The sequence below is a fragment of the Pseudomonas sp. NBRC 100443 genome, from assembly GCF_030268185.1.
In the GTDB taxonomy this organism is placed as follows: Bacteria; Pseudomonadota; Gammaproteobacteria; order Pseudomonadales; family Pseudomonadaceae; genus Pseudomonas; species Pseudomonas citronellolis.
In genome coordinates this window covers 1-20,094 of sequence record NZ_BSQE01000009.1, presented here as the reverse complement: position 1 = coordinate 20,094, position 20,094 = coordinate 1, and the positions used below count along the sequence as shown (strand labels likewise).

15 protein-coding genes and 1 tRNA gene are annotated in these 20,094 nt (G+C 68.0%); 9 read left to right on the top strand and 7 right to left on the bottom strand.

Annotated features, from left to right (window positions below; genetic code table 11):
• The first annotated feature begins 144 nt into the window (after nt 1–144).
• The gene (suhB, locus tag QSJ95_RS13440; RefSeq protein WP_043315890.1) at nt 145–960 is read left to right on the top strand and encodes a type III secretion system regulator SuhB; all 816 of its coding nucleotides are present in this window, start codon (nt 145–147) and stop codon (nt 958–960) included.
• A 562-nt stretch (nt 961–1,522) separates the two neighbouring features.
• Here suhB and QSJ95_RS13435 read toward each other — a convergent pair.
• The 6 genes from QSJ95_RS13435 to queA form a co-directional block, all read right to left on the bottom strand.
• Nucleotides 1,523–2,059 carry a glycine zipper 2TM domain-containing protein gene (locus QSJ95_RS13435; RefSeq protein WP_285642965.1) on the bottom strand — a complete coding sequence of 179 codons (537 nt, stop codon included), beginning with the start codon at nt 2,057–2,059 and terminating at the stop codon, nt 1,523–1,525.
• A gap of 182 nt (nt 2,060–2,241) precedes the next feature.
• Nucleotides 2,242–3,159, bottom strand: a complete 918-nt coding sequence (gene secF / locus QSJ95_RS13430) for a protein translocase subunit SecF (RefSeq protein ID WP_276216055.1) — start codon at nt 3,157–3,159, stop codon at nt 2,242–2,244.
• A gap of 13 nt (nt 3,160–3,172) precedes the next feature.
• Nucleotides 3,173–5,035, bottom strand: a complete 1,863-nt coding sequence (gene secD, locus QSJ95_RS13425) for a protein translocase subunit SecD (RefSeq protein WP_285642964.1) — start codon at nt 5,033–5,035, stop codon at nt 3,173–3,175.
• Nucleotides 5,036–5,101: 66 nt separating this feature from the next.
• Nucleotides 5,102–5,443: a preprotein translocase subunit YajC gene (gene yajC, locus QSJ95_RS13420; protein WP_009616155.1), complete on the bottom strand. Its 342-nt coding sequence runs from the start codon at nt 5,441–5,443 to the stop codon at nt 5,102–5,104.
• 39 nt (nt 5,444–5,482) lie between these two features.
• A complete protein-coding gene (gene tgt, locus QSJ95_RS13415; RefSeq protein WP_134163504.1) occupies nt 5,483–6,601 on the bottom strand; it encodes a tRNA guanosine(34) transglycosylase Tgt in 1,119 nt (372 codons plus the stop codon).
• A 12-nt stretch (nt 6,602–6,613) separates the two neighbouring features.
• On the bottom strand, nt 6,614–7,657 hold the full coding sequence (gene queA / locus QSJ95_RS13410; RefSeq protein ID WP_009616153.1) for a tRNA preQ1(34) S-adenosylmethionine ribosyltransferase-isomerase QueA: 1,044 nt from the start codon (nt 7,655–7,657) through the stop codon (nt 6,614–6,616).
• Nucleotides 7,658–7,760: 103 nt separating this feature from the next.
• Here queA and QSJ95_RS13405 point away from each other — a divergent pair.
• The 7 genes from QSJ95_RS13405 to QSJ95_RS13375 all read left to right on the top strand — a co-directional run bounded on the left by QSJ95_RS13405 (nt 7,761) and on the right by QSJ95_RS13375 (nt 17,449).
• Nucleotides 7,761–7,846, top strand: a tRNA-Leu gene (locus tag QSJ95_RS13405).
• A 216-nt stretch (nt 7,847–8,062) separates the two neighbouring features.
• A complete protein-coding gene (locus tag QSJ95_RS13400) occupies nt 8,063–9,757 on the top strand; it encodes a LuxR C-terminal-related transcriptional regulator (RefSeq protein WP_285642960.1) in 1,695 nt (564 codons plus the stop codon).
• Nucleotides 9,758–9,849: 92 nt separating this feature from the next.
• Nucleotides 9,850–10,695, top strand: a complete 846-nt coding sequence (locus QSJ95_RS13395) for a hypothetical protein (protein WP_009616151.1) — start codon at nt 9,850–9,852, stop codon at nt 10,693–10,695.
• Nucleotides 10,696–10,750: 55 nt separating this feature from the next.
• Nucleotides 10,751–15,079 carry a YadA-like family protein gene (locus tag QSJ95_RS13390; RefSeq protein ID WP_285642958.1) on the top strand — a complete coding sequence of 1,443 codons (4,329 nt, stop codon included), beginning with the start codon at nt 10,751–10,753 and terminating at the stop codon, nt 15,077–15,079.
• 46 nt (nt 15,080–15,125) lie between these two features.
• On the top strand, nt 15,126–15,356 hold the full coding sequence (locus QSJ95_RS13385; RefSeq protein WP_009616149.1) for a hypothetical protein: 231 nt from the start codon (nt 15,126–15,128) through the stop codon (nt 15,354–15,356).
• 218 nt (nt 15,357–15,574) lie between these two features.
• Nucleotides 15,575–17,020 carry a SulP family inorganic anion transporter gene (locus tag QSJ95_RS13380; protein ID WP_285642957.1) on the top strand — a complete coding sequence of 482 codons (1,446 nt, stop codon included), beginning with the start codon at nt 15,575–15,577 and terminating at the stop codon, nt 17,018–17,020.
• A gap of 90 nt (nt 17,021–17,110) precedes the next feature.
• Nucleotides 17,111–17,449 carry a hypothetical protein gene (locus tag QSJ95_RS13375; protein WP_285642956.1) on the top strand — a complete coding sequence of 113 codons (339 nt, stop codon included), beginning with the start codon at nt 17,111–17,113 and terminating at the stop codon, nt 17,447–17,449.
• A 78-nt stretch (nt 17,450–17,527) separates the two neighbouring features.
• On the opposite strand, the gene QSJ95_RS13370 is transcribed toward QSJ95_RS13375, so the two are convergent.
• Nucleotides 17,528–19,069 (bottom strand): EAL domain-containing protein, encoded by a 1,542-nt coding sequence (locus tag QSJ95_RS13370; RefSeq protein ID WP_285642955.1) that lies wholly within the window; start codon nt 19,067–19,069, stop codon nt 17,528–17,530.
• 168 nt (nt 19,070–19,237) lie between these two features.
• Here QSJ95_RS13370 and QSJ95_RS13365 point away from each other — a divergent pair, with 168 nt between their 5' ends.
• Nucleotides 19,238–19,738 (top strand): RDD family protein, encoded by a 501-nt coding sequence (locus QSJ95_RS13365; protein WP_285642954.1) that lies wholly within the window; start codon nt 19,238–19,240, stop codon nt 19,736–19,738.
• Nucleotides 19,739–20,094 lie beyond the last annotated feature (356 nt).

Below are 20,094 nucleotides of genomic sequence, written 5' to 3'. Positions count from 1 at the left end.
CTCCACACAAGCAGATACGAAAAGGAACGGAATCCTACCGCAGCGCTCGGTCTTGCGCCACGCAAGCGACAGGCCGCCCTATGAGCGCCACGGTTTTCTGGTACAATGTTCGGCTTTCTTTAACATCATCCAGGTGACCTCTCCATGCAGCCCATGCTGAACATCGCCCTGCGCGCGGCCCGCAGCGCCGGTGAACTGATCTTCCGCTCCATCGAACGCCTGGACACCCTCTCGGTCAACGAAAAAGACGCCAAGGACTACGTCACCGAAGTCGATCGCGCCGCCGAACTCAGCATCGTCACCGCCCTGCGCAAGGCCTACCCGAACCACGGCATCATGGGCGAGGAAGGCGGCTTCCTCGAGGGCAGCGGCGAAGGCGCCGACTACCTGTGGATCATCGACCCGCTGGATGGCACCACCAACTTCATCCACGGCGTCCCGCACTTCGCCGTCAGCATCGCCTGCAAGTACAAGGGCCGCCTGGAGCACGCCGTGGTCCTCGACCCGGTGCGCCAGGAAGAGTTCACCGCCAGCCGCGGCCGCGGCGCCGCGCTGAACGGCCGCCGCCTGCGGGTGAGCAACCGCAAGAGCCTGGAAGGCGCCCTGCTGGGCACCGGCTTCCCGTTCCGCGACAGCCAGCTGGACCACCTGGACGCCTACCTGGGCATGTTCCGCAGCCTGGTCGGCCAGACCGCCGGCATCCGCCGCGCCGGCGCCGCCAGCCTGGACCTGGCCTACGTCGCGGCCGGCCGCTTCGACGCCTTCTGGGAGTTCGGCCTGTCCGAGTGGGACATGGCCGCGGGCGCGCTGCTGGTGCAGGAAGCCGGCGGCCTGGTGAGCGACTTCACCGGCAGCCACGAATTCCTCGAGAAGGGCCACATCGTCGCCGGCAACACCAAGTGCTTCAAGGCGCTGCTGACCAGCATCCAGCCGCACCTGCCGCCGTCGTTCAAGCGCTGAGCATCAGCGGAATGAAAGAGCCCGGCCATGTGCCGGGCTTTTTTGTTCGGCAAGCTCAACTCCCCTCCGAAAGCACCTCGGCGCAGCCCCCCCTGCAGGAGCGGACCTTGTCCGCGATAGCCGGAGGTATCGGCGCGATTCGCGGATAAGATCCGCTACGCCGCCCCACCCGCGCCATTCCCATGTAGGAGCGCGCCCTGCGCGCGAAATCGCGGGCAGGGCCCGCTCCTACAGGTTACCGGGAAGCATGGTATTCCTCCTCTCCCGTAGGAGCGGACGTTGTCCGCGATAGCCGGAGGCATCGGCGCGATTCGCGGATAAGATCCGCTACGCCGCCCTACCCACGCCATTCCCATGTAGGAGCGGGCCCTGCGCGCGAAATCGCGCGCAGGGCCCGCTCCTACAGGTTGCCGGGGAGCATGGTATTCCTCCTCTCCCGTAGGAGCGGACCTTGTCCGCGATAGCCGGACGTCCCGGCGCGGATCGCGGATGAGATCCTACGAAGAGCCTCTGCCGGAAACGAAGAAGGCGCCCCGCGGGGCGCCTTCTCGTGCTTCGATGCTTACTGCTGGCTAAGGATCAGCCGGCCGCTCTTGTCCACCGGGATCTGGCTGCCCGGGTCGCGGTCCATGCGCACCTCGCCGGCCTTGCCGTCGAGCATGTACTTGACGTCGTAGCCCACCACTTTCTCGCTGGTGTCGTTCACGGTGCTGCAGCGGGTTTCGGTGGTGGTGTAGGTGTCACGCTCCTGCATGCCTTCCTGCACCTTGTTGCCGGCGTAGCCGCCGCCGACCGCACCGGCCACGGTGGCGATCTTCTTGCCATTGCCGCCGCCGATCTGGTTGCCCAGCAGGCCGCCGGCGATGGCGCCGATGGCGGTGCCGACGATCTGGTGCTGGTCCTTGACCGGGCGCTGGTGGGTGACCGCCACGTCCTTGCAGACCTGGCGCGGTGTCTTGATGGTCTCCTTGACCGGCTGGACGGCGACCACCTCGGCATACTCGGGGCCGCGGTCCACCAGGCTGTACGTGGCCACCGCTCCACCTGCCGTAACGCCGACTGCGCCCAACACGGTACCGATGAGCAACGACTTGTTCACATAGACCTCCTGGCTTTCCTTTCATATGGGCACTTGCCCTTGTCCTTGCCTTGGAGCAGGGAATCCTTAGGAAAGTTCCGACATTCCTTCACGATCCGCCACTGCATGTCGACACACGGCCGGATCGCGCACAAAGAAAAACTCCCGCCGGAGCGGGAGTTTCGAGGAGCGGCGGGACGGCCTCAGGGGCGGTCATCGACTTCCTTGGCCTGCGGCGGGATCAGGTCCTCGGCCGAGAGCTTCAGCCAGATCAGCACCACGTCGGCGATGTAGATCGACGAGTAGGTGCCGGCCAGCACGCCGACGAACAGCGCGATGGAGAAGCCGAACAGGTTGTCGCCGGCGAAGAACAGCAGCGCGGCGATGGCCAGCAGGGTGGAGATCGAGGTGGCCATGGTCCGCAGCAGGGTCTGGCTGGTCGAGATATTGATGTTCTCGATCAGGCTGGCCTTGCGCAGCACGCGGAAGTTCTCGCGCACCCGGTCGAAGATCACGATGGTGTCGTTCAGCGAGTAGCCCACCACCGCCAGCACCGCGGCGAGCACGGTGAGGTCGAAGGTGATCTGGAAGAACGACAGCACGCCCATCACGATGATGGCGTCGTGGATCAGCGAGAGAATGGCGCCCACGGCGAACTTCCACTGGAAGCGGAAGCCGACGTAGATGAGGATGCCGCCCAGGGCCAGGAGCATACCCAGGCCGCCCTGGTCGCGCAGTTCCTCGCCGACCTGCGGGCCGACGTATTCCACGCGCTTGAGGCTGGCCGGGTTCTGGGTGTCGGCCTGCTGCAGCGCCGCGGCGACTTTCTTGCCCAGTTCCGGGTCTTCGCTGGGCATGCGCACCAGCACGTCCTTGGTGTCGCCGAAGCTCTGCACCACGGCCTCGGCATAGCCGGCCTTGACCAGCTCGTCGCGGACCTTGCCCAGGTCGGCCGGCTGCTGGTAGTTCAGCTCGATGAGGGTGCCACCGGTGAAGTCCAGGCCGAAGTTGATGCCCTTGGTGATCCAGCTGCCGAGGGCGATCAGGGTGAGGACCAGGGTGGCGGCGAACGCGATGTTGCGCACGCCCATGAAGTTGATGGTACCGATCTTGATATTCATCTCATGATCCCCCTTAGATCCACAGCTTCTTGAAGTCACGCCCGCCGAAGATCAGGTTGACCATTGCGCGGGTGACCATGATGGCCGTGAACATCGAGGTGAGAATGCCCAGCGACATGGTCACGGCGAAGCCCTTCACCGGGCCGGTGCCCATGGCGTAGAGGATGCCGCCGACCAGCAGCGAGGTCAGGTTGGCGTCGACGATGGCGGTGAAGGCGCGGTTGAAGCCTTCGTGGATGGCGCGCTGCACCGACATACCGCCAGCCAGCTCCTCGCGTATCCGCGAGAAGATCAGCACGTTGGCGTCCACCGCCATGCCCATGGTCAGCACGATACCGGCGATGCCCGGCAGCGTCAGGGTCGCGCCGAGGATCGACATCAGCGCCACCAGCAGGACCATGTTGAAGGCCAGGGCGACGGTGGCGATCACGCCGAAGAAGCGGTAGATGACGATGATGAACAGCGACACGAACACCATGCCCCACAGCGAGGCGTCGATGCCCTTGGCGATGTTGTCCGCACCCAGGCTCGGGCCGATGGTGCGTTCCTCGGCGAAGTACATCGGCGCGGCCAGGCCGCCGGCGCGCAGCAGCAGGGCCAGCTCCGAGGACTCACCCGGGCCGTCGAGGCCGGTGATGCGGAACTGGTTGCCCAGGGCCGACTGGATGGTCGCCAGGCTGATGATCTTCTTCTCTTCCTTGAAGGCCGGGACGGCGACTTCCTGCTCGACGCCGTCGACCACCTGTTTGGCATAGCGGGTGATCGGCTTCTGCTCGATGAACACCACGGCCATGCTGCGGCCGACGTTGTTGCGGGTGGCGCGGTTCATCAGCTCGCCGCCGTGGCCGTCGAGGCGGATGTTCACCTGCGGGCGGCCGTTCTCGTCGAAGCTGGCGCTGGCGTCGGTGACCTGGTCGCCGGTGATGATCACGCTGCGCTCCAGGGCCACCGGCGGGCGGCGCGGCTCGCGGAATTCGAAGGTCTCGGTGGCCGACTTGATGGCGTCGGGCTCGGCGGCCAGGCGGAACTCCAGGTTGGCGGTCTTGCCGAGGATGCGCTTGGCTTCGGCGGTGTCCTGCACGCCCGGCAGCTCGACCACGATGCGGTTGGCGCCCTGGCGCTGCACCAGCGGCTCGGACACGCCCAGCTCGTTGACGCGGTTGCGCACGGTGGTGAGGTTCTGCTTGATCGAGTATTCGCGGATTTCGGCGAGCTTGGCCGCGGTCATGGCCAGGCGCAGCACCTGCATACCGTTGCGCGAATCCTGGGTCACCTCGAAGTCGCGGTAGTCCTTGGCGATCAGCGCCTTGGCCTTGTCCAGCGATTCGTCGTCGGTGAAGCCCAGCTGGATGGCGCGGTCCTGCACCGGCAGGCTGCGGTAGCGCAGGCGCTCCTTGCGCAGGGCGCTCTTGATCTCGCTCTCGTAGACGTTCAGGCGGGCGTCGACGGCCTTGTCCATGTCCACTTCGAGGAGGAAGTGCACGCCACCGGAAAGGTCGAGGCCCAGCTTCATCGGGTGGGCGGCGATGTTGCGCAGCCAGTTCGGGGTGGTCTGCGCCAGGTTCAGGGCGACCACGTAGTCGTCGCCCAGGGCGCGACGCACGATGTCCTTGGCGGGAAGCTGGTCTTCCTGCTTGACCAGGCGGATCAGGCCGCTGTTCTTGCCGAGGCTGCCCGCCTTGACGGCGATGCCCGCGTCGGTCAGCGCCTTGCTGGCCTTGTCGATGTCGGCCTGGGTGATCTGCAGCGCGCTGCTGGCGCCGCTGACCTGCACGGCCGGATCGTCCGGGTAGAGGTTGGGTGCGGAATAGATGAAGCCGACGGCAAGCACCGCCAGGATCAGCAGGTATTTCCACAGGGGATATTTGTTGAGCATTGATACCGCCCGTTATGACGCGGGGCGCTTCATGCGCCCCGTCTATTGGTTTTCTTTGCCTGGAACTCAGATGGCCTTGAGCGTGCCTTTCGGCAGGGTCGCGGCGATAGCGCCCTTCTGGAACTTCAGCTCGACGTTGTCGGCGACCTCGACGACCACGAAGTCCTCGGCGACTTTCAGCACCTTGCCGGCGATACCCGCGGAAGTGACGACTTCGTCACCCTTCTGCAGGCTGGACAGGAGGTTCTTGTGCTCCTTGTTACGCTTGGCCTGCGGACGCCAGATCATCAGGTAGAAGATGACCAGGAAGCCGACCAGGAAGACCCACTCAAAACCAGTGCCCATCGGGCCTGCGGCGGCCGCGGGAGCAGCGGCGTCGGCGTAGGCGGCGGGAATCAGAAAGCTCATCGGATACTCCTGTCTCTATATTCTTTTGGAAAATCGGGATCAATCGCCCAACGGCGGCGTCGGAAGGCCGCGTTTGGCATAGAAGGCGTCGACAAAGGCGGCCAATGTACCCTGTTGGATTGCCTCGCGCAAACCAGCCATAAGCCGCTGATAATGCCGCAAGTTATGGATGGTATTGAGCATGCTGCCGAGCATTTCCCCGCACTTGTCCAGGTGGTAGAGGTAGGCGCGGGAGAAGTGCTTGCAGGTGTAGCAATCGCAGGTCGGATCCAGCGGCGACTCGTCGTGCTTGTGCACGGCGTTGCGGATCTTGATCACCCCGGTATCGACGAACAGATGGCCGTTGCGCGCGTTGCGCGTGGGCATCACGCAGTCGAACATGTCGACGCCGCGGCGCACACCTTCCACGAGGTCCTCGGGTTTGCCCACCCCCATCAGGTAACGGGGTTTGTCGGCCGGCATGCGCGGCGGCAGGAAGTCCAGCACGCGGATCATCTCTTCCTTCGGCTCGCCCACCGACAGGCCGCCGATGGCCAGGCCGTCGAAGCCGATCTCCTGCAGGCCTTCCAGCGAGCGCATGCGCAGTTCCTCGTGCATGCCGCCCTGGACGATGCCGAACAGCGCCGAGGGGCTGTCGCCATGGGCGATCTTCGAGCGCTTGGCCCAGCGCAGCGACAGCTCCATGGAGCGCTTGGCCACGTCGAACTCGGCCGGGTACGGGGTGCACTCGTCGAAGATCATCACGATGTCCGAGCCCAGCGCGCGCTGCACCGCCATGGACTCCTCGGGGCCCATGAAGACCTTGGCGCCGTCCACCGGCGAGGCGAAGTACACGCCCTCTTCCTTGATCTTGCGCAGCGCGCCCAGGCTGAACACCTGGAAGCCGCCGGAATCGGTGAGGATCGGCCCCTGCCACTGCATGAAGTCGTGCAGGTCGCCATGCTTGCGGATCACCTCGGTGCCCGGGCGCAGCCACAGGTGGAAGGTGTTGCCGAGGATGATCTGCGCGCCTATGCCCTCGATGTCGCGCGGCAACATGCCCTTGACCGTGCCATAGGTGCCCACCGGCATGAACGCCGGGGTCTCGACCACTCCGCGGGGGAAGCTCAGGCGGCCGCGCCGGGCCTTGCCGTCGGTGGCCAGCAGTTCGAACTTCATGAAACTCATGGATCAGTCCTCGGGCCCGCGCGGCGCGGGGTTGCGGGTGATGAACATGGCATCGCCGTAGCTGAAGAAACGGTATTCGTGTTCCACCGCCGCGGCATAGGCGGCCATGGTCTGCGGGTAGCCGGCGAAGGCCGAGACCAGCATCAGCAAGGTCGATTCGGGCAGGTGGAAGTTGGTCACCAGGGCATCGACCACATGGAAGGGCCGGCCCGGGTAGAGAAAGATGTCGGTGTCGCCGCTGAACGGCTTGAGCTGGCCGTCGCGGGCCGCGCTCTCCAGCGAACGCACGCTGGTGGTGCCGACGGCGATCACCCGGCCGCCACGGGCGCGGCAGGCGGCCACGGCGTCGACCACGTCCTGGCCGACCTCCAGCCACTCGCTGTGCATGTGGTGGTCTTCGATCTTCTCCACGCGCACCGGCTGGAAGGTGCCGGCGCCGACGTGCAGGGTGACGAAGGCGGTGTCCACGCCCTTCTCGCGGATGGCCGCCAGCAGCCCTTCATCGAAGTGCAGCCCGGCGGTGGGCGCGGCCACGGCGCCGGCGCGCTCGGCGTAGACGGTCTGGTAGCGCTCGCGGTCGGCGGCCTCGTCGGGCCTGTCTATATAGGGCGGCAGCGGCATGTGCCCGACGCGCTCCAGCAGCGGCAGCACGTCTTCGGCGAAGCCCAGTTCGAACAGCGCGTCGTGGCGCTGCAGCATCTGCGCCTCGGCGCCACCGTCGATGAGGATCTTCGAACCCGGCTTGGGCGACTTGCTCGAACGCACGTGAGCCAGCACGCGGCGGCTGTCCAGCACGCGCTCGACGAGGATCTCCAGCTTGCCGCCGGATTCCTTCTGGCCGAACAGCCGCGCCGGGATCACCCGGGTGTTGTTGAACACCATCAGGTCGCCCGGCCGCAGGTATTCCAGCAGGTCGGCGAAGTGACGGTGGCTGAGGGCGCCGCTCGGCCCGTCCAGCACCAGCAGGCGGCTGGCGCGACGTTCGGCGAGCGGGTGGCGGGCGATCAGGGCCTCGGGCAGATCGAAATGGAAGTCGGCGACGCGCATGGGGTATATCTCGAAGGGCCGGATATATTACTGGAATTGCGATGGCATCGCCACGCGGGTGGATTGACCGGTACCGAGGGCCTCCCTATACTGCCGCGCCATTGCCTCGGTGGCGGAATGGTAGACGCGGCGGATTCAAAATCCGTTTCTGGCGACAGAGTGAGAGTTCGAGTCTCTCCCGGGGCACCATCCAGATTCCCAGCGAATCTCGGAACACCAGAAGAACCGGCCATCGAGCCGGTTTTTTGTTGCCTGCCCTTCCCCGCCCTTCCCTCTGCAAGCCCCTTCGGGCTCCGCCATGCCGCGTCGCGCCCCGCGAACGGGGCGGCGGCTCCAGCCCATGCCCCGCCTTTTCGCCAATCGCCGGTTTTTTTACTACTCTGCTCGGCAACCCGAGGTGTCCGCATGGCGAACATACTGCTTGCATGCATTGAACCCCTGTTCAGCGCCGGTGCCAGCTCCGCCCTGAAAGACCAGGCGCATGAGGTTCCCACCCGTGTGTTCAACGGGGCCGCCGCGATAGCCGCGCTGCGGAGCACTGCGCCGGACCTGCTGGTGCTCGACTTCATGCTTCCGGATACCAACGGCACCGAAGTCCTGCAGTGGCTGCGGCAAAGCGGGCGCAACCTCCCCGTGCTGGTCCTGGGAAACGATTACCAGCCCCATTTCATCGATCTCGCCCGCCAATACGGGGCAGCCGGGTACCTGTCCAGGTCCGAGCCGCCCGAGCAGTTGCTTCTCGCGGTTCGGACGCTGCTCAGTGGCCGGACCTTCTTTCCGCGCCATGCCTTCGAGGATGTGTCGCGGCGCCCGGGCGACCGCCAGGAGAGCCGGCTGCTGGCCACCCTGTCACCCCGCGAGCTGACCGTAATGAAGCAACTGGCGCAGGGCAACCCGATCAAGTCCATCGCCGCCACGATGAAGCTGAGCCCCAGCGCCGTCAGCACCTACAAGACGCGCCTGTTCCAGAAGCTGGACCTGCACTCGAACGCGGACCTGCTGGCATTCGCCTGGCGGCATGGCGTCGCCCCCGCCGCGGGCCTGGGGAAAATGCATTTCGCCAGCGGGCAAGGCTCGCGCCTGCAGGAATTCATCGAAATGCTGCCCTTCCCGACGGCACTGCGCGCGCGAGACGGGGCCCTGCTGCTGTGCAACCAGGGCTTCGCCGACCTGCATGGTCTTTCCCGGCAGGCGTGCCTGGGCATGGAGATCGCCCCCAACGGCATCGTAGGGGAACAACTCACCGAGCAGGTGCGTCGTGGCTATCTCAAGGCCGTGGCCGACGCCAGATCCTTCGTGTCGGATTTCGTGGCCCACTTCCCCCAGGGCCCCCGCACCGTGCGGGTCTGGGGCGTGCCCCACCGGGACGAAAGCGGCCAGGTGCTCGGCATGCTGTGCGCGATCGTGGATGTCAGCGACTTCGACAGCGAAGTGGCCCAACTGACGCAAGCGCAGCAGCGGATGCTCTCCCTGCGGCAGCTGCGCACCCATTTTTTCATCGCCGAATGCAAGCGCTTCGAAGAGCAGCTATCGATCCTGGAAGAGCAACTGGCCGACCTGGCGAAAAGCACCCCGGAGGCGGCTTCGCTGCGAAACCCCGTCGGCATGCTCAAGCGACATACCGAGCTGCTGCTGGAACTGGCCGAACTGGACCAGGGCAACAGGGTTCCGCTACCGGAGACCTGCGACCTGAACGCGCTCACCAACCAGGCGGTCGAGACCTTCGCCAGGCGCTACGCCGCCAGCGTGACGCTCTCGCTGCCGCAAACGGCGACATGCGCCTGGATGGACGCCGGACTGTACGGCGAACTGTTGGCGACGGCCCTGGCCTTCGTCAGCGCGGAGTCCTCGGCGAACCTGCATGTGGAAGCACGGCAGGAATACCGCGGCCACGGCGAGTCCGTCTGGCGGATCGACGTGAACACGCCGGATGCCGGCCTCCCCTTCGACAGGTTCGACGCCCATCTCGGCCTGGCCAGGCGCCTGGCCCCCCTGATACGGGCCTCGCTGACGTTTTCCGGCTTGCCCTTGCGGCTGCCCTGCGTCATCGAACTGCAGTTGCTCTCCGGCCCTGAACCGCCGCCCTCTCCCCCGGCGTAGCGCAATCGCTACAACGATCCCGGCGCATCACGACAGCCACACGAAGCCTTCGGCCATAGCCTGCCCCCATCGTTTTCTTGGGAGCAGACATCATGTTCGGATTCAGCGCTCATAGCCTTCGAACGAACGCCAGAGGCCGCGGCCGGCGTGGCCGCCCCTCGCAAGCCACCTGGCTGCTCATCGCCCTGGCCTGCTGGCTGTTCGCCGCAATGGTCAACGCCAGCGAAAGCCAGCAGCTTCTGGGCACCGCCCATGCGGCCTATCTCGCCGGCGATTTCCAGGGCGCCGACCGCCTCCTCGACAAACTCCTGGCCAAGGGCACCAGCAGCGGACGGCTCGAAATGGAACTGGCCCTGGTCGACGACGCCCTGGGCAGGCCGCAGCAGGCACGGCGCCACTACGACCGGCTGGGCCGCTCCGTCTGGAGCGACCTGGTCGCCCTGCCTTCCGCCGCCAACCTGGCCGCCCTGGGGCGCTACCGCGACGCCGACCGCGCCTTCGCGCAAATCGCCTCGAAGGGCGCGAACGCCGATGAGAAGGCCTATGCGCAGCTCTGGCGGTTGTGGCTGGTCACGCGCGACAACGCCTCCTCCAGGCGCGCCCGCGACACGGCGTTCAAGCGCCTGCTCGCCGCAGTGCGGCCCGACGACGCGGCGCAGCACGCGCTGGTCGAGCTGTATCGCGGCAAGGCCGACTCCGCCAGTGTTTTCGCGGCGATCGACCGGATGCCGCTGACGCTGCCGCAACGCCGGGCCCTGATCGCCGAAGCCACCCTCTTCGCCGGCGGCTACCTGCAAGGCATGCGTAACGACGCTGCCGCTGCCCGATGGCTCTACCAGGTGGAGCTGGGGCTACCGCCGGTGGCCTGTCCGGAGCGCCCGCTGATTGCCCAGGCGGCACGCGCCCTTCCCCCTCTCCCCACCTCGAACGCCCGCTGATCCCGGATCAGGGGCCTCTCACCATTTGCGGGGAGCTCCCCGCAAGGAGTCTCTCATGAACAAGTCATTCCGACTGGTCTGGAGTGCGGCGCGCCGCGCCTGGGTAGTCGCCAGCGAATTCGCCAGAAGCCACGGCAAGCACCGCAACCGCGGCCTGGCCGGCGCAGTGGGCCTGCTTTCCTCCGCCTGCCTGGCGCTGTTCGGCATTCCTGCCGGGGCGGTCACCGAAGCCGAGATCGAGGGCGACGACAAGGCCAGCGCCAGCCAGGTGGTCCAGCCGCGCGCCGAGGTGCGCCTGGGCGCCATGCTCACCAGCGTGCAGGAAGGCACCGGCGCCAGTGCGTCAGGTGTAAACAGCACGGCCCTGGGCGACTACGCCACGGCATCGGCAAGCCACGCCACCGCCGTCGGCCCGTGGGCGGCCGCCTATGGCGACAACAGCGTGGCGCTTGGACGAAATACCGAGGCCAAGGGCGACAGCAGCCTGGCCATCGGCCGCAACGCCGCCACCAGCCAGGCCAGCAGCACCGCCCTGGGCGCGTACTCCTCGGCATCGGGCCTGGCCAGCACGGCGATCGGCAAGGGAGCCAGCGCCCAGGGCGAGCACAGCACCGCGCTGGGCCTGGATTCGCAGGCGGCCGGCGCCAATGGCCTGGCCCTGGGGGCCTGGGCTGGCGCCAACCATGCCAACTCGGTAGCCCTGGGTGCCGGCTCGGCGACCGACAGGAACGATAGCGTCTCCATCGGCAACGCCAACCTCGATCGCCAGTTGACCCATGTAGCCGACGGCACCCAGGCCAACGACGCCATCAACCTTTCCCAGCTGGAGACGCTGCGCCAGCAAGGCGAAGCAGCGCTGCAGTCGGTTTCCGACTGGCTCAGCGACGTCTATGAAAGCGGGACGAAGTATTTCCAGGCGAACTCCGACAAGGCGATGGCCCAGGCCAGCGGCCAGGACAGCGTAGCCATCGGCCCCGAGGCCGTGGCTTCGGGCAGCGACAGCATCGCCATGGGCAGCGCCGCCCAAGCCAGCGGCGCGAACGCCACTGCGGTGGGTGTCTCCGCCGACGCGGCGGGCGAACGAGCTCTTGCCCTCGGGGCCTGGAGCCAGGCCACGCAACTGCGCAGCACCGCCGTGGGCGGTAGCGCCGAAGCCACCGCACAGGACAGCACCGCGCTCGGCGCCGAAGCCGAAGCCGCCGCCTTGGCCAGCACTGCCGTGGGCACCTGGTCCAAGGCCAGCGGCGTCGGCAGCGTGGCCATCGGCAAGGAAGCCCTGGCCTCCCAGGGCGATGCCAGCGCCCTGGGCATCGCGGCCCAGGCCACCGGCGACGGGGCAACCGCAGTTGGCGCAAGAACCGCAGCCAGCGGCGAAAACGCCACTGCGCTGGGCAAGCTGGCCAGCGCCACCGCCGGCGGCTCGACCGCACTCGGCACGCAAAGCTCCGCCAGCGGCGCGAACGCCACTGCGGTGGGTGTCTCCGCCGACGCGGCGGGCGAACGTGCCCTCGCCCTCGGGGCCTGGAGCCAGGCCACGCAACTGCGCAGCACCGCCGTGGGCGGTAGCGCCGAAGCCACCGCACAGGACAGCACCGCGCTCGGCGCCGAAGCCGAAGCCGCCGCCTTGGCCAGCACTGCCGTGGGCACCTGGTCCAAGGCCAGCGGTATCGGCAGCGTGGCTCTCGGCAAGGAAGCCCTGGCGTCGCATCAGGGCAGCGTCGCACTGGGCCTGAACTCCGCCACAGGAGCGGACAACGAGGTCTCGGTCGGCAACGCCGACCTGCAGCGCCGCATCGCCAACGTGGCCGAGGGCACCCAGGCCACCGACGCGGTCAACCTCTCGCAACTCCAGCGCCTGGGCGAAGAAGCGGCCGACGCCATTGGCGACGTAGCGGACTGGCTGGGCGACGTTTACCAGCGCGGCACACGCTACTTCCGCGCCAACTCCGAACTCCCGGACGCCAACGCCAGCGGCGAGAACGCCATTGCCATAGGCCCGCAGTCCGAATCCAGCGGCAGCAACGCCATCGCCATGGGCACGGCGGCGCTGGCCAGCGGCGAGAACGCGCTGGCAGCCGGCAACCAGGCCCACGCATCCGGCCAGCACGCGACGGCCGTTGGCGTCAGGGCGGATGCCCTCGGCGATCGCGCCACCGCGCTGGGCGGCTGGAGCCAGGCCACCGGTGAGCGCAGCACCGCGCTGGGCAGCAGTGCCGAAGCCACCGCCAGCGACGCGCTGGCAGTGGGTGTCGATGCCGAAGCGAGCGCGAACTCCGCCACCGCCGTCGGCAACTGGGCGATGGCCCATGGCATTGGCGCCACCGCGGTCGGCAAGGAGGCCCGGGCCAGCACCCATGGCAGCACGGCGATAGGCCTGCAGGCCCAGGCGACGGGCAGCAGCGCCACCTCCGTCGGCGGCTGGTCCAGCGCCAGCGGCGCCGGCGCCAGCGCCCTGGGTGTGCAGGCGCAGGCCAGCGGTGAAAAGAGCTCCGCACTGGGTACCAGCGCGCAGGCCAGCGGTCAGCAAAGCACTGCCGTCGGCGCCTGGAGCCAGGCCACCGGCGGGCACAGCGTGGCCTTGGGCAACAGCGCCGAAGCCACGGCGCAAAGCGCCACCGCCCTGGGCGCCGAAGCCGAGGCGGCGGCCCTCGCCAGCACGGCGGCCGGCGCCTGGTCCCGCGCTCTGGGCGTAGGCAGCACGGCGCTCGGCAAGGAAGCCCTGGCCTCCACCGACGGCAGCACCGCCCTGGGCATCGCCTCGGCGGCGACAGGCCAGGCCGCCAACGCCATCGGCGGCTGGTCCGTGGCCAGCGGCGAGCACTCCATGGCGCTGGGCACCGCCAGCCGCGCCGAACACGCCCGCAGCGTGGCCCTGGGCCATGGTTCGGTAACCGATGCCGACGACAGCGTTTCGGTGGGCAACCAGGATCTCAAGCGGCGGATCACCAACGTCGCCGCGGGTAGCAATGACACCGACGCCGTGAACGTCTCCCAACTCAACGCCACCCGCGACGAAGTGAGCGAACTGCGCGGTGACGCCCTGCTCTGGGACGACTCCCTGGGCGCCTTCAGCGCCATGCATGGCAGCGCCGGCGCAACCAGCCGCTCGCGCATCACCAATGTCGAGGAAGGCCGGATCGCCGCGGATTCCAGCGACGTGGTGGTCGGCTCGCAGCTGTACCGCACCGACACCCGCGTCAGCGCCCTGGAGGACGGGATCAACCAGACCGGCGTGTCACGCTACTTCCGCGCCAATTCGGAAAAGGCCGATGCCTCTGCGGCCGGCGCGGACTCCATCGCAGTCGGACCGGCCGCCTCGGCCACCGGCACCTCGTCCATGGCCCTGGGCGACGCCGCCCAGGCGAGCGGCGAGCGCAGCATGGCCGCCGGCGCCGGCGCCTCCGCCAGCGCGGCGGACGCCACGGCAGTGGGCAGCGCCGCACAAGCCAGCGGCGAACGCAGTACCGCCATCGGCAGCGGCGCCAATGCCACCGCCAGCAACGCCGTGGCCCTGGGCGCGGACTCCCTGGCCGATCGCGACAACAGCGTTTCCGTGGGCAGCCAGGGCAACGAGCGGCAGATCACCAATGTCGCCCGCGGCACCGCCGGCACCGACGCGGTCAACGTCGACCAGCTCACGGACGCCGTCAACACCTCGGCCGGCGCCCTGAACGACAGCGTGGCGCAGGTGGACCAGCGGGTCAGCGATGTCCATAACCATGTGACCAACCTGCAGAACGGCACCGACGGCATGTTCCAGAGCAACAACAGCTCTGCGCTGAGCAAGCCGCAGGCTGTCGGCCAGGATGCGATCGCCGGCGGCGCCGGCGCCCAGGCCAGCGGCAGGAACAGCGCGGCGATCGGCACCAGGGCCCAGGCGAGCGCCGAGCACAGCACCGCGCTGGGCGAAAGCGCCCACGCCAAGGCCTCCAACTCGGTGGCCCTGGGCGCCAACTCGGTGGCCGACAGGGCGAACACGGTATCCGTCGGCAGCGCGACCAACGCCCGGCAGATCACCAATGTGGCCGCCGGCACCCAGGCCACCGACGCCGTCAACCTCGGTCAGTTGAACAGCGGCATCAGCGGCGCCAAGGCCTACACCGACGCCAGCTACCACGCCCTGCGCAAGGACATGAACGAACTGGACGACGAACTCAGTGCCGGCATCGCCGGGGCCATGGCCATGGCCAGCCTGCCCCAGCCCCATGCGCCGGGGGCGAGCATGACCTCCGCCGGCCTGGGCAACTTCCGTGGCGAGCAGGCGCTGGCGGTCGGCGTGTCGCACATCACCAAGGACGGCAAGTGGGTCACCAAGCTCCAGGGAAGCGCGGACAGCGATGGCGACGTCGGCGTCTCGGTAGGCGTTGGCTACCAGTGGGATTGACTCAGTGTGACGGGGGCGCGTCCGCGCGCCCCCGCAGGTGGAAGCCATGTTTCTCGATCCGAAGAATATCCACAGCTCTCTGATGACGACCGCCTACAACAACGACATGGCGGCCGAGCTTCTCGCCGACTACCTGAAGGGGCTGCCTGTCGCCAACCCGCTCTCGCAACACCTGATCGAAGGTGTGGTGGAGGCGTTGAAGGAGACATCCCTGCACATGGAGGAAATCGCCGCACTCATAGCCACCGGCAAGCTGGCCATTTCCAGCAGCCGCTGAACAGGCCATACATTCGCCGCTCGCAACAGCGGCGCCTTTCAAGGGTTCGCTGCCACCTGTGGGCAGCGAACCCTTCGCCATGAGGGAAGCACCGGGATGGGGCTCGGACAAAACGGCATGCGCCGCGACTGGTTCGAGCATGCGGCATTGCGTACCATGCGCGTCCTCTATCCGCACCACCCGCGGCCGGCACCACCGGCCCTGACCTCAGGAACGCCATGAAACCCGCCCGTCTGCGCGCCGACATCCTGGCCGGCCTCACCACGTCCTTCGCCCTGGTGCCCGAGTGCATCGCCTTCGCCCTGGTGGCGCACCTCAACCCGCTGATGGGCCTGTACGGCGCCTTCTTCATCTGCACCCTCACCGCCCTGTTCGGCGGGCGCCCGGGCATGGTTTCCGGGGCCGCCGGCTCCATGGCCGTGGTGATAGTGGCGCTGGTGGTGCAGCACGGCGTGCAGTACCTGCTGGCCACCGTGCTGCTGGGCGGCCTGGTGATGATCGCCTTCGGCCTGCTGCGCCTGGGCAAGCTGGTGCGCATGGTGCCGCACCCGGTGATGCTGGGCTTCGTCAACGGCCTGGCGATCGTCATCGCCCTGGCCCAGCTGGAGCACTTCAAGACCGGCGGGGCCTGGCTCGACGGCGCGCCGCTGTACCTGATGCTGGGCCTGGTGGCGCTGACCATGGCCATCGTCTACCTGCTGCCGAAGCTGACCCGCGCGGTGCCGCCGGCGCTGGTGGCGATCCTCGGCGTCGGCCTGCTGGTGTACCTGCTCGGCCTGCCCACGCGCACCCTCGGCGACATGGCGCACATCGCCGGCGGCCTGCCCGCCTTCGCCCTGCCGCAGGTGCCGTGGAACCTGGAGACGCTGCGGATCATCGCGCCCTACGCCATCCTCATGGCGCTGGTCGGCCTGCTGGAAACCCTGCTGACCTTCAACCTCACCGACGAAATCACCCGGAGCCGCGGCTACCCGGACCGCGAGTGCGTGGCCCTGGGCGCGGCCAACATGGTCTCCGGGGCGTTCGGCGGCATGGGCGGCTGCGCCATGATCGGCCAGACCATGATCAACCTCGGCTCCGGCGGCCGCGGGCGGGTTTCCGGGGTGGTCGCCGGGGTGATGATCCTGCTCTTCGTGCTGTTCCTCTCCCCGCTGATCGAGCGCATCCCGCTGGCGGCGCTGGTCGGGGTGATGTTCGTGGTGGCCCAGCAGACCTTCGCCTGGGCCTCGCTGCGGGTGCTGAACAAGGTGCCGGCGAGCGACGTGCTGGTGATCGTCGCGGTGACCGTCGTCACCGTGTTCACCGACCTGGCCACCGCCGTGCTCTGCGGCATAGTCGTGGCCGCCCTGGACTTCGCCTGGAAGCATGCCCGCGAACTCTACGCCGACAGCCACCTGGAGGCTGACGGCAGCAAGCTCTATCGCCTCCACGGCACGCTGTTCTTCGCCTCCACCACGACCTTCCTGGAGCAATTCGACCCGGCCGGCGACCCGCCGCAGGTCACCCTGGACTGCCGCCACCTGAGCTTCGTCGACTACTCGGCCATCGCCGCGCTGAAGACCCTGCGCGAGCGCTACGCCAGGGCCGGGAAGCACCTGCGCGTGGTGCACCTGTCCGAGCGTTGCAAGCAGTTGCTCAAGCGCGCCGGGGTGCAGCACGGCTGATTCGGACGTTCATCCGAAAATGACCGGCAGCGCTGGCGCGCCGGGAACCCTGTGGAATAATGCCGCCCCTTTTTTGACTAGGAGGTCCACATGGTCACTCACTTCCTGATTGGCACCAGCCAGGCCGCCTGCGGCCGCAGCGACCCGAACGTGGCGGGCTCGCAGGACGTCGCGCAGGTCAGCTGCAAGACCTGCCGCCGCACCAACGCCTTCACCCAGGCGCAGGAAGCCGCGGGCAGCGCGCCCACCGTCCCGAATCCTGCGCCGGCTGCGGCGCCGAAGAGCAAGCAGCCCGCCCGCGCCCCGGCACCGACACCGGCGCAATCCGGCCGCGACGCCGCCCGGCAAGCCTGGCAGGCGCACCTGAGCGCCCTGTCCGGCAAGGCCCGCCTGCCCCGCGGCAACCGCCGCGCCCAAGCTTACGTCTGATCGCCGCTGCGCTACCGACGGTGCCCGCTGGGCGCCGTCGGTATGGGCTCGGCATACGCAGTTCAGTCCACCACCGTCCTAGACGCCCGCGCGGACGCGGCGCTCCAGTTCGGCGACGAACTCCGCCAGCGGCATCGGCTTGCCGAACAGGTAGCCCTGCAGGCAGGGCACGCCGCGGGCCGCCAGGTAGTCGCGCTGCGCCGGCGTCTCGATGCCTTCGGCGATGACCTGCAGGTCCAGGCGGTCGCAGAGGTCGAGGATGCTGTCGAGGATGTGCCGGGAACGGCTGTCGTCGTCGACGGTGGCGACGAAGCTCTTGTCGATCTTCAGGGCGTCCACGCGGAAGCGGCGCAGGTAGGCCAGGCTGGAATGGCCGGTGCCGAAGTCGTCTATCGCCAGGGTCACGCCCAGGTCGCGCAGGCAGCCGAGCAGGTCGTCGGTGGGGGTGTCGATCAGTTCGCGCTCGGTCAGCTCCAGCATCAGTTGCACCGAACCCACCGGGAAGGCGCCGAGGAAGTCCAGGCAATCGGTCAACAGGCTGCTGCTGCGGCAATTCACGGCGCTGACGTTGACGCCCAGGTGGAAACCCTCGCCCAGCAGGTGCGCGTGCTTCGGCAGTTGCGCCGCCAACTGCTGCAACAGCGCGCGGGTCATGGGTACGATCAGGCCGCTCTGCTCGGCCAGGGGGATGAAGATGTCCGGGCTGACCAGCCCCGCGCGCGGGTGGCGCCAGCGCATCAGCACCTCGGCGCCGATCCAGCGGCCGCTGGCGGCGTCCACCAGCGGCTGGAGGAAGGGCACGAATTCGCCGGCGTACATGGCCCGCTCGATCTCGCGGGCAGGCGTCGCCGCGCGCCCCAGCATCCAGTGGCAACCGAGGCCGAACAGCCCGCCAAGCACCGCCAGCATGGCGAACAGCGGCCAGTAGTCGTCGCGCATCACACCCCACTGGGCGCCGGCCGGGAAGCCACCGACCACCTGGTAGGGAAAGCGCGTCGAGGCCTGGCGCGTCTCGGCCAGGGGGAAGGCGTCGGGCGCGCCCTCGTGCACCTCGCCCGCCTCGTCCATCCAGCGCGGGCCGACCCGGACCAGCAGTTCGCTGCGCTGGTCCACCAGTTGCAGGACGTTGCTCAGGTAGCGCCCGTCCACCGCCGCCAGCACGGCGGCGGGGCCTTCGGCCAGGCGGTACACGATCAGCGCGAAGTCCGGCGTCACCGCATTGCCGGGCAACAGGTTGAGGCGCCCGTCGACGAAATCGGCCGTGTTCACCGCTTCGTCGATGTTGCCGAACAGCGAGCTGCAGAACACCCGGTCGTCACGCACCAGGTTGACGGTGCGCACGAAGGGCACGGTGGCGACCTGCTCGCGCAGCACCAGCTCGGCCACGGCGCATGGCCCTTCGGCGTAGGCGATGGTGGCCCGCGCCGAGCCGGCGGCGTTGCCGAGCATGATGTCGATCAGATGCAGCGCCTCGCTCGAGGCGAGCCCCGCTTCGCGCTGGAGGCTGACCAGTGTCTGCCAATAGATGATGCCCCCGCCCAGCAGCAGCGGCAGCAGGGCGACCAGCAGGGAAACGCACAGGCGCCAGAGCAGGCGCCGGACTTTGCTCGATCCAGGCATCCGTGTCATCCCGGGCGCCGCCGCTGTCATCGGGCTCGGCGAGCAGCCTGAGCGGGCGCCTGAAACCAGCGTAGATCATTCCGCCTGCGGCACCCTGCCCTCGGTGGCGATCGGCCAAAGGTCGTATAATCCCCGCCCTCGTCCCTGCTCCGAGCGCCGAACGACGCCATGCCCAAAGCCCGACTCCAGCCGGAGGGGAACTTCCCCCCCGCGCCCCTGCTGCGCCGCTTCGCGGCCATGTTCTACGACTTCCTGCTCTGCGTGGCCCTGCTGATGGTGGTCACCCTGCTCTACCAGCAGGTGCTGCTGCGGCTGATCCTGGGCGGCGAAAAGCTCAGGCAGCTTGCCGACCAGGGCGCTCTGGTCGGCGACCCGCTGCTGTCCAGCCTGCTGTTCATCAGCCTGTTCGCCTTCTTCGCCAAGTTCTGGACGCACAAGGGCCAGACCCTCGGTATGCAGGTCTGGGGCGTGCGCGTGCAGAACGCCGACGGCACGCCGATCAGCCTGATGCAGGCGCTGCTGCGCTTCATGATCGCCATTGGCTCCTGGGCCTGCGGCGGGCTGGGCTTCCTGTGGATGCTCTGGGACAAGGACAAGCGCACCTGGCACGACCGCTATTCGGAGAGCGTGGTGATCCAGATTCCCAAGGCAGTGCGCAAGGCTACGTAGGGGCTGGGGTGAGGCTGGGGCGTTTTTTGTAGGAGCGAGCTTGCTCGCGCAGGGGGTTTGCCGGGGGCGTAGGTGTTGGGGTTAAGAGCGCCCTCTCCCCAACCCTCTCCCTGAAGGGAGAGGGGGCTGTTCGGAGTGGGTGGGAAGTTCGGAGTCATCCTGAAACGCCTAACCTCACCCCGTCATTCCCGCAAACGCGCACTACTGTCCGGAATATTTATCGGGGAAAGTCTGGAGGGCTTGCGGGGGCTGAAGGCACGGGTTAAACCGTTGAGCGCCAACTCAACCTCACAGCCCCCGCAAGATGTTCAGGATAAGCCGTTTTCACGATGTACTAAAAGCGCTGCCTCGCGGCG